The 13,006-nt window shown below is 74.7% G+C and carries 10 protein-coding genes; 7 read left to right on the top strand and 3 right to left on the bottom strand.

Annotated features, from left to right (window positions below; translation table 11 throughout):
* Positions 1-212: 212 nt before the first annotated feature.
* Positions 213-1,088 carry a formyltetrahydrofolate deformylase gene (gene purU, locus AB0E96_RS08275; RefSeq protein WP_359820090.1) on the top strand — a complete coding sequence of 292 codons (876 nt, stop codon included), beginning with the start codon at positions 213-215 and terminating at the stop codon, positions 1,086-1,088.
* A gap of 18 nt (positions 1,089-1,106) precedes the next feature.
* On the opposite strand, the gene AB0E96_RS08270 is transcribed toward purU, so the two are convergent.
* Both AB0E96_RS08270 and AB0E96_RS08265 read right to left on the bottom strand, forming a co-directional pair.
* On the bottom strand, positions 1,107-2,336 hold the full coding sequence (locus AB0E96_RS08270; protein WP_359820085.1) for a zf-HC2 domain-containing protein: 1,230 nt from the start codon (positions 2,334-2,336) through the stop codon (positions 1,107-1,109).
* Positions 2,333-2,899 carry a sigma-70 family RNA polymerase sigma factor gene (locus AB0E96_RS08265; protein WP_359820082.1) on the bottom strand — a complete coding sequence of 189 codons (567 nt, stop codon included), beginning with the start codon at positions 2,897-2,899 and terminating at the stop codon, positions 2,333-2,335. The genes AB0E96_RS08270 and AB0E96_RS08265 overlap by 4 nt, the downstream gene beginning before the upstream one ends.
* Positions 2,900-3,535: 636 nt before the next feature.
* On the opposite strand from AB0E96_RS08265, the gene AB0E96_RS08260 reads away from it, so the two are divergent.
* Entirely contained in the window at positions 3,536-4,027 is a 492-nt protein-coding gene (locus tag AB0E96_RS08260; RefSeq protein WP_359820079.1) for an ATP-binding protein, read from the top strand.
* Between the two features lie 404 nt (positions 4,028-4,431).
* On the opposite strand, the gene AB0E96_RS08255 is transcribed toward AB0E96_RS08260, so the two are convergent.
* Positions 4,432-5,514: a helix-turn-helix domain-containing protein gene (locus AB0E96_RS08255; protein WP_359820076.1), complete on the bottom strand. Its 1,083-nt coding sequence runs from the start codon at positions 5,512-5,514 to the stop codon at positions 4,432-4,434.
* Between the two features lie 120 nt (positions 5,515-5,634).
* Here AB0E96_RS08255 and AB0E96_RS08250 point away from each other — a divergent pair, with 120 nt between their 5' ends.
* The 5 genes from AB0E96_RS08250 (at position 5,635) to AB0E96_RS08230 (ending at position 12,961) form a co-directional block, all read left to right on the top strand.
* Positions 5,635-6,951, top strand: coding sequence for an MFS transporter (locus AB0E96_RS08250; protein ID WP_359820073.1), 1,317 nt, complete (start codon positions 5,635-5,637; stop codon positions 6,949-6,951).
* A 169-nt stretch (positions 6,952-7,120) separates the two neighbouring features.
* Positions 7,121-7,648: a GNAT family N-acetyltransferase gene (locus AB0E96_RS08245; RefSeq protein ID WP_359820070.1), complete on the top strand. Its 528-nt coding sequence runs from the start codon at positions 7,121-7,123 to the stop codon at positions 7,646-7,648.
* 114 nt (positions 7,649-7,762) lie between these two features.
* Positions 7,763-8,107, top strand: coding sequence for a DUF4229 domain-containing protein (locus tag AB0E96_RS08240; protein WP_359820068.1), 345 nt, complete (start codon positions 7,763-7,765; stop codon positions 8,105-8,107).
* A gap of 125 nt (positions 8,108-8,232) precedes the next feature.
* Positions 8,233-9,348: a LacI family DNA-binding transcriptional regulator gene (locus tag AB0E96_RS08235; RefSeq protein ID WP_359820065.1), complete on the top strand. Its 1,116-nt coding sequence runs from the start codon at positions 8,233-8,235 to the stop codon at positions 9,346-9,348.
* 190 nt (positions 9,349-9,538) lie between these two features.
* Entirely contained in the window at positions 9,539-12,961 is a 3,423-nt protein-coding gene (locus tag AB0E96_RS08230; RefSeq protein ID WP_359820062.1) for an SdrD B-like domain-containing protein, read from the top strand.
* Positions 12,962-13,006 lie beyond the last annotated feature (45 nt).

Below are 13,006 nucleotides of genomic sequence, written 5' to 3'. Positions count from 1 at the left end.
CGCGGCCACCGGGGCCGGCTTACCGTCCTCGGCGGGCTCGGACCGAGGCACGTGCTGCGCTCCCCCACCCGGTACTGCCCGGGGGGGCGCCCGCCGCCCGCCGCCCGCCGCCCGCCGTCCCGCCCGCCGTCCCGCAGTGCGGGCAGCCGGGCGGCGGGCGTCCGGGATGTGACACGCTGGACCATCCACCCACGTCACGACCTCAGAACGGGATACCCCCAGTGGAACAGCAGCCGGCCGGCGCCCAGTACGTCCTCACGCTGTCCTGCCCCGACAAGCAGGGCATCGTCCACGCTGTCTCCAGTTACCTCTTCATGACCGGCTGCAACATCATCGACAGCCAGCAGTTCGGGGACGGCGACAGCGGGCTCTTCTTCATGCGGGTGCACTTCTCCGCCCCCGAGCCGGTCACCGCCGACAAGCTGCGGGCCAGCTTCGCGGCGATCGGCGCCTCCTTCGGGATGGACTGGCAGATCCACCCGACCGAGCAGAAGATGCGGATCGTGCTCATGGTCAGCAAGTTCGGGCACTGCCTGAACGACCTGCTCTACCGCACCCGGATCGGCGCCCTGCCGGTGGAGATCGCCGCGGTGGTCTCCAACCACACCGACCTGCGGGACCTGACCGAGAGCTACGGCGTCCCCTTCCACCACATCCCGGTCACCCGGGACACCAAGGCCGAGGCCGAGCGGCAGCTGCTCGACCTGGTCGCCAAGGAGAACGTCGAACTGGTCGTGCTGGCCCGCTACATGCAGGTGCTCTCCGACCAGCTGTGCACCGAGCTGTCCGGCCGCGTGATCAACATCCACCACTCCTTCCTGCCGAGCTTCAAGGGCGCCAAGCCGTACCACCAGGCGCACGCGCGCGGCGTGAAGCTGATCGGCGCCACCGCCCACTACGTCACGGCGGATCTGGACGAGGGCCCGATCATCGAGCAGGAGGTCGCCCGGGTCACCCACGACGTCAGCCCCGACCAGCTGGTCGCGCTCGGCCGGGACGTCGAGTGCCAGGCGCTGGCCCGCGCGGTGAAGTGGCACAGCGAGCACCGGGTGCTCCTGGACGGGACCCGTACGGTCGTCTTCGGGTAACCGGGGCCGGGGAGCGCCCTACGGCCGCGACAGCAACGGGAGCGCGTGCAGCACCTCGCGGACCGCGGCCCGGTCGCCGTGCGCGCCGACCGGCAGCCGGTCCGGGTCGCGGTGCGCGGCGGCCAGCTGGCACAGCTCCAGGCCGTCCAGCACCATCGAGGCCACCGGCTCCGCGTCGGGCGGGCCGTCGGGGCGGCCGTCGCCGCCGTCCAGGGTGATCAGCCACTCGCCGCCCGCCGGGCCGTCGACCATCAGCCGCACCCGCCGGGCGGTCCGGACCCCGCCCTCCGGCGCACCACCCGGCGAGACCGGCACTCCGGCGTGTTCCGGGCGGGCCGCGCGCAGCCCGGCCAGCGCCCGGGGCAGCAGCCGGACCACCAGCTCCACCATCTGCCGCAGGTGCTGCGGCGCCGGCGGCGCGTACGGGTAGGCGACCGCCCGGGCCACGTCCTCGCCGTGCACGAAGCACTCGAAGGCGCGGTCCACGAAGGCGTCGCGCAGCGGCAGCACCGCGTAGCCGTAGTCGACCGGGGTGTTGCCCTGCGGCGCGAGCGCCGCGCTGCGCACCAGGTCGTGGGTCTGCCGCCGCCAGCGGGAGCGCACCGACTGCGGTGCCAGCCCGGCCTGGTCGGCGACCAGCCGGGCGGTGCGGGCGGTGATCGTGGCGTACGGACCGCCCTGCGGCGGGACGCGCGGCACCGCGGGACCGGCGGCCGGCTCCTGCGGTGGCACCCGCCGCCCGGCCGGCACGGCGGTCGGGCCCGGCACCGAGGTCAGCCCCGGGGCGGCCGGCACCGGGTCGGGCAGGCCGAGCGCCAGCGCCAGGAAGCCGTCCACCGCGGTCAGCCGGCCCAGCACCTCGGCCGGGCGCAGCAGTTCGGTGCCGCCGTGCCACGGCAGTTCGGCCACCTCCTGCCACTCCTCGGGGCCGAGGTCGCGCAGCAGCGCGTCGAGCTTGGCCGTCTCCGCGGTGTACGGCATGCCCCAGGCGGGGACGGGCAGTTCGGGCGGCCGGCGGGCCAGGCACCAGTCGAGCACCTGTTGGCGCAGCGAGCCGGGCTGGTCCAGCGGCTCGTCCAGGGAGAGCCAGCCGGCCGCCTCGCGCAGCCGGGCCGCCTCCTCGGCGCACTCCCGGCAGTCGCGCAGGTGCTGCTCCAACTCGGCGGCCTCGCGGGCCGGGCAGGCGCCGAGGGCCCACGCGCCGAGCAGCGAGCGCAGGGCGTCGTGCTGCTCCTCAGTGCTGCTCACGTCTCCCCGTTCCCGTCCCCGGTTCCGTCCTGGCGGGCGCGTTCGTCGGCCAGTTCGGTGGCCAGCAGCTCCAGACCGAGCCGCATCCGCTGCTTGGCGGCCTGCTCGCTGATGCCGAGCAGCCGGGCCGTCTCGCGGTAGGTGCGGCCGTCGTAGTACGTCACCGCGATGGTCTCACGCAGGGGTTGGGGCAGGGAGTCGACCACGTACTGCATCCGCGCGGCGGTGGCCACGGCGCGGATCTCGGCCTCCGCGCCCGGTGCCCGCTCGGCGGCCCGCCGTGCGCGCAGCCGTTCGACCGCGCGGTGGTGGGTCAGCGCGCCGAGCCAGGAGCGCAGTGTGCCCTGGGCGGGGTCGAAGTCCTCGGGGTGCTCCCAGACATGGGCGAAGATCTCCCGGGTGAGCTGGGTGGCGGCGGACTGGTCGGCCAGTATCCGTCCGGCCAGGCCGTGCACCATCGGTGCCAGCTGATCGTAGAGTTCGCCGAGCGCCGTCTCCTCGCCGCGGGCGAGCCGGCGCTGCAACTGCTCGTCCCAGCGCGGGGTCCGCTCCGGGGTGGCCATCGGGAACCACCCTCCTGAACGGGTTCGCTGGCGTACCCCACGGTATCCCGCGTCCGGGTGGCGCCGGGGGCGATTCCGGCAAGAACGGAACCGTTCCTCGCGGATCGCCCTCTTCATGGTCGTGGCTCCCCGCTCGGCCCCGTCCGCGGGCCGGGTCCCACGCCCGTCGAGCGGTCGAGCGGGATCGCCCGGCGCCGGGGCCGGACCGCCCGGCGGTGCCGTTGTTCGAGAGCCGTTGGACATACGTCGCACGGGTGGTTCGCGAGTGGCGGACGGGGCGCGCGCGGCGCACGGCGGTAGGTTCCCGACTGCGGGACCGGCAGGCCGGCCCGGGCCGGACGATCACCGGTGCGAGGCTCGCGAGAGTGAGCGGGACAGTATGCACCGCCCTGTCGCCCGATCGCCGGAATATGCCCGAAGCGCTTGCTGCGCTCCGTTCTCCCGCCCATCCTGAGGCGTATTCCTGTCGCGGCCGGAGCCCGGCCGAGGAGACGGCGCGGACGAATGGGCGCGGGCGGACGGATCGGGCGGGCGCCCGGGTACGGCTCGGGTGGCGCCGGGTGACGTGCGAGGGCCCGCCGGCCGATCCGGCCCGATCGGGACTATGGCCGAACTGCGAGTGCAGGTGGTGGAGCGGTGCAGGTTCTTCAGGTACAGCTGGCGGTTCAGGCCGACCCCGCCGAGGTCGGCCGGGCCCGCCGGTGGGTGCGCTCGCGGCTGCTGAACCACGGGGTGGACCCGGACGCGCCGATGGCCGAGACGGTGGTGCTGGTGGTCTCGGAGCTGGTGACCAACGCCGTGGTGCACACCGGCTGTCCGGCCGTGCTGATGCTCTGTCTGCCGGTGGCCGACGCCGGGGAGGAGGCCGACGGTCCGCGACAGGGCGGTCGGCCCGCCCCGTTGCGGGTGGAGGTCGCCGACGCGAGCCGGGCCGCCCCGACCCCGCGGCGCGCGGGTGCGGACGAGGACGCGACCAACGGGCGCGGCCTGGAGTTGGTCGAGCTGCTCTGCGAACGCTGGGGCTGGTACCCGGACGGCCCGGGCAAGCGGGTCTGGTGCGAGATCGGCAGCGACGCCCGCCCGGCCGATCCGCTGGCCGACGTGGACTGGGCGGCATTGGCGCAATAGCGGCTTTCGCGGCGGCCGCCGGGCGGTGCCGATCACGGCGCTGATCACCGGCCGAAAGGTGACGCAACCATTCCGAATTTCGGACTACCCATTGACGTGACGTATCCGACTGATCACGCTTGGGTGCGGCGCTCCGTCGCGAGGGGACGCCGAGGGGACGTCCGTCCGTCGCCGTGGTGCTGCTGTCCAGGGGATTCGTGCCAGCAGGGGGGCACCGGGGGCGACCGGCCACGGGCCGCTCCTCGGCGAGTGCGGAGGGTGCGGCGCGGATTCAGGGCTCGCGCGCCGCGGTTGGATGGCGGCCGGCCGTACCGCGCTCGGGGTGCGTGCGGCCTGCCGCCATCCAATGCGGTGCCCTGGTGCGACGAGTTCCGGCCAGCGGCCGGTCGGCTCCCGGGCTTTGCTCAGGAAGCGCGCCGGACGGGGCTGCCGGAAGACGCGGGGCTCTCGGCGCCGGTGCGGCTCTCGGGGGCGGTGCTGCTCCCGGCGCCGGCGCGGTGCTCGGGGACGGCGCGGCTCTCCGGGACGGCGCGGAAGGTGCGCCGGTAGGCGCTCGGCGCGACGTCGAGCCGGCCGCGCAGCTGCAGCCGCAGCGAGGCGGCGGTGCCGAATCCGGACTCCCGGGCGACCTGGTCGATCGTCAGGTCGGTCCGCTCCAGCAGCTGGCGGGCCCGCTCGGTGCGCTGGGTGGTGATCCACTGGCCGGGGCTGGCGCCGGTCTCCTCGCGAAAGCGCCGGGTGAAGGTCCGCACGCTCATCCCCGCCCGGTCGGCGAGTTGGCGCAGGACCAGCGGCCGGTCCAGGTGCTCCAGCGCCCAGGCGCGCACCGCGGCGGTGCCGTTGCCGCCGGACTCCACCGGGCTCGGGGCCTCCACGTACTGCTTCTGGCCGCCCTCGCGCCACGGCGGCACCAGGCAGTTGCGGGCCACCGCGTTGGCCACCGCGCTGCCGTGGTCGCGGCGCACCACGTGCAGGCAGAGGTCCACGCCGGCGGCCACCCCGCCGGAGGTGAGGACGTCGCCGTCGTCGGTGTAGAGCACATCGGGGTCCAGCCGGACCCGGGGGAACAGCCGGGCGAAGCGCTCGGTGTAGCGCCAGTGGGTGGTGGCCGGCCGGCCGTCCAGCAGTCCGGCGGCGGCCAGGATGAAGGAGCCGGTGCAGATCGACATCAGCCGGGTGCCGGGCCGGATCCGGGCCAGCGCGGCGGCCAGGGCCGGGGTGAAGCAGGCGTCGGCGACGGCCGGGCTGGAGTCGGCGGAGGCCGGGATCAGCACCGTGTCGGCCCGCTCCAGCAGTTCGGGCCCGTGGTCGACCACGATCCGGAAGTCGGCGCTGGTGGTGACCGGCCCTCCGTCCAGGGTGCAGGTGGCCACCTCGTACAGCGGCCGTCCGTCCGGGTCCTTGGCGCCGCCGAAGATGCGGGCGGGGATGCCGAGTTCGAAGGCGATCACGCCTTCCAGGGCGAGTACCGCGACCAGGTGTGCCATGCCGTCCCCTCGGGCGTCGGTGGGTCCGGGACAGCGTACTGCGGGCCGTGGCCCGATTCTTGCGAAAGCTGTCATCCGGGCCACTCGCCGGCGCCCGGGCGGCCCGGAACACTCGTTCGCGTGACCGAACGCAGTGTCCTCGCCCCCGCATCCCGCTCCGTCCCACCGGCCCCCGCCGGGCGCCCCCGGGTGCACTACGCCTGGGTGGTGGCCGCCGTCTCCCTGCTCGTCCTGCTCGGCTCGGCCGGCTTCCGCTCCACGCCGAGCCTGATGATGGACGCCCTGCACAACGAGTTCGGCTGGTCGCTCGCGACGATCTCCAGCGCCACGTCCGTCAACCTGGCGCTCTACGGCCTCACCGCCCCCTTCGCCGCCGCCCTGATGGACCGTTTCGGGGTGCGCCTGGTGGTGGTCTGCGCGCTGCTGACCATCTCGGTCGGCGCCGGGCTGACCATGCTGATGCGCGAGCCCTGGCAACTGGTGCTCTGCTGGGGCGTGCTGGTCGGCCTCGGCAGCGGCTCGATGGCCGGCGCGTTCGCCACCACCATCACCGGCCGCTGGTTCCGGGCCCGCCAGGGCCTGGTCACCGGGGTGCTGACCGCCGCCGGAGCCGCGGGGAACCTCGTCTTCCTGCCGGTCGGTGCCTGGCTGGTCGAGCAGCACGGCTGGCGCTCGGCCGTGGTCGTGGTCTCGCTCGCCGCCAGCGCCGTCGCCGTCCCGGTCCTGCTGCTGATGCGCGAACGGCCCGCCGACCTCGGCCTGCTCCCGTACGGCGCCACCGAGGCCCCGCCCGAGCCGGTGCGGGACGGCCGCGCCGTGGCCCGCACCCTGCGGGTGCTGCGGGACGCCGCCCGCACCCGGGCGTTCTGGCTGCTGGCCGGCTCCTTCGCGATCTGCGGCGCCACCACGGCCGGCCTGGTCGGCACCCACTTCATCCCGGCCGCGCACGACCACGGCATGCCGGTCACCACCGCCGCGAGCCTGCTCGCCCTGATCGGCGTGTTCGACGTGCTGGGCACGGTCTTCAGCGGCTGGCTCACCGACCGGGCCGACTCCCGGCTGCTGCTGACCGTCTACTACGGGCTGCGCGGTCTGTCCCTGTTCCTGCTGCCGCAGCTGCTGGCCGGATCGCTCCAGCCGCCGATCCTCGCCTTCGTGATCTTCTACGGCCTGGACTGGGTGGCCACCGTGCCGCCGACCGTCGCGCTGTGCCGACGGCACTTCGGCGAGGACGCCCCGATCGTCTTCGGCTGGGTGCTCGCCGCCCACCAGATCGGCGCGGCCGTCGTCGCCGGGCTGGCCGGCCTCGCCCGGGACGCCCTCGGCAACTACGACCTCACCTGGTACGGCGCCGGAGCGCTGTGCGTGGTCGCGGTCGGGCTCTGCCTGGCGCTGGGCACCGGTCGGGGAGACCGGGCGGTGCCTGCCCTCCCGTGACGGAGGGCCCGTGACGGCCGGCCCGCGGCATTCGATCCCGTGGCGGTCGGCCCCGGGGGCAGTCGGCCCGGGGGCGGCGGCCGGTGCGCGGGCGACGGCGGCGTCGCGTGGCCGGGGTGGTGCCGGGCCTCCGGCAGGACCGTCCTACCGGGGGTCTAGGCTCCGCCCCATGGCGCTGATCTTCACCCTGGACCCGAAGCTCGACCCCGACCTGCGGACGGACATCGTCCGGCTCTGGACCGACGTCACCAACGCCGGCGGCGCGGTCGGCTTCGTGGCGCCGGTCACCGAGGAAGAGGTCTGGAACACGGCCGACCGCCAGTTCGCCGGGGTGGCGCCGGACGGCCCGGACCGGCTGCTGGTCGCCCACGAGAGCGGGACGGGCCGCCTGGTCGGCGTGCTGTTCTTCGAATCGATGCGCTTCGACCTCATGGAGCACTGGCGGATGCTCAAGCGGGTCATGGTGCACCCGGACTTCCAGGGCCACGGCCACGGCGCCCGGCTGCTCGCCGAGGCCGAGCGGGTGGCCCGGGAGTGGGGCCTGGAGTCGCTGCGGCTCACCGCGCGCGGCGGCCTGGGGCTGGAGCGGTTCTACGCCCGCGCCGGCTACCGGGAGGTCGGCCGGGTGCCGGCCGCGATCCGGGTCGCCCCCGGGGACGACCGGGACGACATCACCCTGTGGCTCGACCTGCGCTGAAACCCGCCCCGGACGGGTGGAGCGGGCCGGAGCGGGTGCCCCGTGACCCGCCGCGGCCGTCAGGCATGCTTGACTGGAGGACCCGTCCCAGCGCAACGAAGAAGGATGTGTCGAGTGACCAGCAACGGCCCGGAGAAGTCGCACGCCACGCTCCGCTACACCTCCCTGCGGGTCAGCATCTTCCTCGGCTGCCTGCTGGTGGCCCTGCTGCTCGGGCACTTCGGGGTCATCCCGGTCAGCGGTGAGGCCGGCGTGGTCTTCCTCTTCCTGCTGGCCGCGCTCGCCTCCGCGCCGCTCAGCTACGCGCTGCTGAGCAGGCAGCGCGACGAGATGTCCGCGCAGATCAGCGGCAAGGTCACCGGGCTGCGCAGCCGTACCGCCGACCGGATCGCCGCGCAGAACGCCGAGGAGGACGCCGTCGACGACGCCGCCCGCGCGGCCGCCGCCGGCCAGAGCTGACCCCGGCCCCACCCGCGAGCGCAACCGCCGTGCCCGCCGCCCGAGGCTCCGTGCCGTCCGAGCCGCCTGTGCCGTCCGAGCCGCCTGTGCCGTCCGAGCCGCCTGTGCCGTCGCCGGATCCGTCCGTGCCGTCCGTGCCGTCGCCGGATCCGTCCGAGCGCCGGGCCGCCGGGGAGGGGGCGCCCGCCGAGGCCGCGCTCGGCACCTGGCCGGCCCCCGTCCGGCGGCCCACCGGCCGGGACGTGGCCCGGCTCGCCGGGGTCTCCCAGGCCACGGTCTCCCTGGTCTTCTCCGGCGCCGAGGCCGGCCGACGGGTCTCCGAGGCCACCCGGGAGCGGGTCCGGCAGGCCGCCGACAGCCTCGGCTACCGCCCGCAGGCGGCCGGCCGGCAGCTGCGGCTCGGCCGCAGCGGGATGATCCTGCTGGCCGTGCCGAACCTCCAGGGCCCCTTCTTCGGCCGGGTGCTGGAGGGCGTCCACGAGGAGGCCGGCCGCAACGGCCTGGCCGTGGTGGTCAGCTCCGGCTGGGGCCGCGCCACCCTCACCGAGGCCGCCACTGCGGGCCGCTTCGACGGCCTGCTGATCTGCTCCCCGGACGACAGCCAGCTCGGCGAGCTGCCCGCCGACACCCCCGTCGTCTTCCTGGACGCCGACCCCGGCACCGACCGGGCGCGCCCGACCGTCGAGCTCGACGTGGCCGGCGGCATGCGGGCCGCGGTCGAGCACCTGGCCGCGCTCGGCCACCGCAGGATCGGCCGGCTGCGCTCCAGCCACTCCGCTTACACCTTCCGGGTGCGGCAGGCCGCCTTCGAGCAGGCCGTGCGCGAACTCGACCTGGACGTCGTGGAGCTGGGGGTGAGCCTGAACGAGGGCCACCGGGCCGCGCGGGCCGTCGCGGGCCGGCTGCTGGAGCGGGCGGACCGGCCGCGCGCCGTGGTCTGCGACGACGACGTGGTCGCCTCCGGGGTCTACCAGGCCGCCGCGGAGCTGGGGTTGCGGGTGCCGGAGGACCTGTCGGTGGTCGGCATGGACAACGTCACGGTGGCCGCGCTGCTCGTCCCGCCGCTGACCACCGTCGACCTGCCGGGCGAGGAACTGGGCCGGGCGGGCGCGGCCGCGCTGGCGGCGCTGCTGCGCGGGGAGCGGGTGGTGCCGGTCGCGCCGCTGGCCGCGTCCCTGGTGCTGCGCTCCTCCACGGCGCCGGCCGGTGCGGCTCCGACCGCTACGGTCTCAACCGACTGATCACATACCGTCACCGACGGATGGCGATGGCCCGTCCGGTTTGCCCCGTGCCTGGCCCTTTGACTGCTCCAATCGGGTGAAAAGTGCTCATTTACTCTCGCGTCGTACCTCCATTCGGATTAACGGAGGGTGAGATTCCAGCATGCGGACGCTCCGATCAATACCCTCACCCCCGTCCAGGGCAGGCCGAATGGCCACCGCCCTGGGCCTCTTCGCGGGCACGCTGCTCACCGGCACCCTCACCGCCCCGACCGCCCAAGCCGCCGTCAGCTTCACCAAGACGGTGGACAAGCCGACGGTGGCACCCGGCGAGAACGTCACCTACACCCTGCGCTACACCTGCTCGGTCACCGACTGCGCCAACGGCCGGATCACCGACACCCTCCCCGCCGGGATGGAGTTCGTCGGCTGGACCCCGGACGCGAGCACCGTCGACGTCGCCGGCTCGACCGTCCCGGCGGCCGGCACCGTCGGCGGCACCCTCGACATCAAGCTCCTCACCCTCACCCCGGGGACCACCGCGACCGTCAAGGTCGTCCTCCGGTTCCCGAACTTCACCACCCCCGACGGCACCGAGGCCGTCAACTCGGCGACCCTGACCGCCGACGGCGAGCCCGCGCAGACCGGCTCCGCCACCACCGGTGCCGTCGTCCAGCCCGACTACAAGGTCACCAAGGGCGTGCAGACCAGCAGTCAGGACGGCCGCTCGGTCACCTACCAGTTCAGCGCCTGCTCCACCAGCGGCGTCCCCAACGTCGACCTGGACGCCGCCCGACTGGTCGACACCCTGCCACCCGGCGCCGTCGTCGACACCGGCCGCTCGCCCGGCTGGACCCAGGACCCGGCCGACCCCGACCGCTGGGTGTTCGACATCGGCGCCTTCCGTTCCGGCAACGGCCAGGCCGGCTGCCGCAACCCCGGCGTCCTGGTCGTCAACTACCCCGACCCGGCGTTCCCCAGCGGCACCACCTCCACCAACTCGGTGGTCCTGCAGGGCGACCCGCTCGGCCCCGAGGGCATGCGCGACCTCTCCGACGCCACCGCCCAGTCCCCGACCTTCCAGCCGCCGACCACCGGCATCCAGGTCACCGCCTCCAAGGTCTGGCAGGACAAGGTCGTCTCCGGCGACATCGCCTCCTTCAGCCTCCACCCCGGCAACATCGCCGGCCCCGCCACCCGCCTGGTGATGACCGACCCCGGCGCCGGCACCACCCCCGGCCTCTACAACTGGCTGATGCCGCAGTCCATCCAGCTGGAGGCCTGGAACCCGGCCGGCATCGGCCTCACCCTCCAGTACCGCCTCGACGGCGACCCGGCTTGGCGGACCTTCGCCCCCGGCACGGCGTTCGACGGTTCGAGCAGCCGCCGGATCACCTTCGCCGAGGGCACCGGGGACCCGGCGAACGACGTGCTCGGCATCCCGGCCGGCCGCCGACTGGACGGGCTGCGCTTCGAGTGGAACGGCCCCATCCCCACCGGCTGGAGCCCCGGCAACGCCGTCCAGGTGCTCGCCCAGGTGGTCACCCCCGGCCACGACGGCCGCACCGCGCCCGGTCCGCTGCACAACTGCGTGGACGTGACCGGCACCGACGCGGCCGGCGCCACCTCCTCGGCGAACGCCTGCGCCGACACCACCGTCTCCGCGGCCACCAACCTGGGCGCCGCCAAGACCACCACCTCCGGCGAGGTCCTCGCCCCCGGCGGCATCGCGACCTTCCGGATCACCCCGTACAACCGCACCGGCCGCACCCTGGGCACCCCGCTGGTGATGTACGACCTGCTGCCGCCCGGCCTCGTCTACCAGGACGGCAGCGCCCGGCCCGACCCCGCCTACCCGGAGGCCGCGGCCCCGCGGTCCGTCCAGGTGCTGCCCGGCCCGGACGGCCGCCAGCTGCTCAAGCTGACCTGGCCGGCCGGCGCGCCCGACATGACGTACCTCAACGACCAGAAGGCCCACCGCACCCTGATCGACGTCCAGGTCGCCGGCAGCGCCAAGCCCGGCACCCTCACCAACGACGTGTACGTCACCACCGAGGGGGCCGAGACGCCCGTCACCTGCTCCTACTTCGGCACCGACAGCGGCGTGCCGGACAGCCGCGACCTGAACGGCGACGGCGACACCACCGAGACCCTGTGCCACGCCTCCTCCAAGGTCGAGGTGCAGGTCCCGGCCGTGCTGCGGTCGTTCAAGGAGGTCAAGGGCGACCTCGACACGGACTACGCCACCACCGGAACCACCACGCCCGGCGGCGGCCTCTCCTACCGGCTGACCGTCCGCAACGACTCGCCCGACCCGGTCACCGACTTCGTCGCGTACGACAAGCTGCCCACCCCGGGCGACTCCTACCTGCTGCGCCCCGACGCCCCGCGTGGCTCCGCCTGGACGCCCTCGCTCACCCAGCCGCTGAGCTCCAGCGACCCGACCGTGGCGATCGAGTACACCACCTCGCCGAACCCCTGCGTGACCGGGGCGATCACCGTGCCCGGCCCGTGCGACGGGAACGCCCGGTGGAGCACCGACTTCCCCGGCCCGGGGACCACCACCTGGTTCAAGGTCAGCCGGCCGGGCACCCTGGCGTCGGGCGGGCTGTTCACCCTGACCTGGCCGATGGTCGCCTCGGTGGACGCCGGCAACGCCGACTTCGCCTGGAACAGCTTCGCCTACACCGCCATCGACTCCACCGGCAGCCCGCTGCTGCCGGCCGAGCCCGCCAAGGTCGGCGTCGGCGTCCAGGCGCCCGTGCCGCCGAACAACGCGCTCGGCGACCGCGTCTGGGCCGACCGCGACGGCAACGGCGTCCAGGACTCCGGCGAGAGCGGGGTGCCGGGCGTCCGGGTGGAGCTGCTGGACGGGACCGGCCGGCCGGTCCGGGACAAGCAGGGCAAGCCGGTCACCACGGTGACGGGCGCGGACGGGAACTACCTGTTCGACAAGCTGCCGGACGGGGAGTACGCGGTCCGCTTCGACCTGACGACCGTTCCGGCGGGCGCCGAGGTCACCGTGCGTCACGCGGGGAAGGACCCGGCACGGGACTCGGACGCCGACCCGGTCACCGGGACCACCCAGACGGTGCGGCTCTCGGGCGGGACGCGGGACCTGAGCCTGGACCTGGGGCTGGTGCCGGCGGACGTGCCGACGCCTACGCCGACTCCCACGCCCACACCCACATCTACGCCGACGGACTCGCCGTCGCCGACCTCGTCGCCGTCCCCGACGTCCTCGCCGACGTCGACTCCGACGTCCACGCAGACACCTACGCCCACGCAGACGCCGACCCGGACTCCGACGGGCTCGCCGACGAACTCGCCCTCGCCGACGAGCGGCCCGACCGGCAGTCCGACCGGCGGCCCCTCGGACGACCCGAGCGGCAACCCGAGCGGCAGCCCGACCGACGGCCCGTCGGACGGCCCGTCGTCGAGCGGGCCGTCGAGCACCGGTGAGCCCGGCGCGCCGTCGCAGGATCCGCAGCGGCCGTTCCCGGGCCAGGGGAGCGGCGAGCTGCCCCACACCGGTGGGCCCGGCCTGCTGCCGGCCGTGCTCGGTGCCGTGGCCCTGGGCTTCGGCGTGCTGTTCACGGTGGTCGCCCGTCGTCGTCGGGGCCGCCACAGCTGATCATCCGTAGAGGGGAAAGGTAGAGGGGAAGAGACTGCGCCCGCC

Origin of the sequence: Kitasatospora sp. NPDC036755 (assembly GCF_040636595.1) — a bacterium.
Taxonomy (GTDB): domain Bacteria; phylum Actinomycetota; class Actinomycetes; order Streptomycetales; family Streptomycetaceae; genus Kitasatospora.
Note: the sequence above shows the minus strand (reverse complement) of the source record. Positions and strands in the feature narration are given on the sequence as shown.

Excerpts from the sequence above, each read along its gene's own strand:
- AB0E96_RS08265 (WP_359820082.1), bottom strand. The coding sequence starts at position 2,899 with ATGGCCACCCCGGAGCGGACCCCGCGCTGGGACGAGCAGTTGCAGCGC.
- AB0E96_RS08255 (WP_359820076.1), bottom strand. The coding sequence starts at position 5,514 with ATGGCACACCTGGTCGCGGTACTCGCCCTGGAAGGCGTGATCGCCTTC.
- AB0E96_RS08245 (WP_359820070.1), top strand. The coding sequence starts at position 7,121 with ATGGCGCTGATCTTCACCCTGGACCCGAAGCTCGACCCCGACCTGCGG.
- AB0E96_RS08230 (WP_359820062.1), top strand. The coding sequence starts at position 9,539 with ATGGCCACCGCCCTGGGCCTCTTCGCGGGCACGCTGCTCACCGGCACC.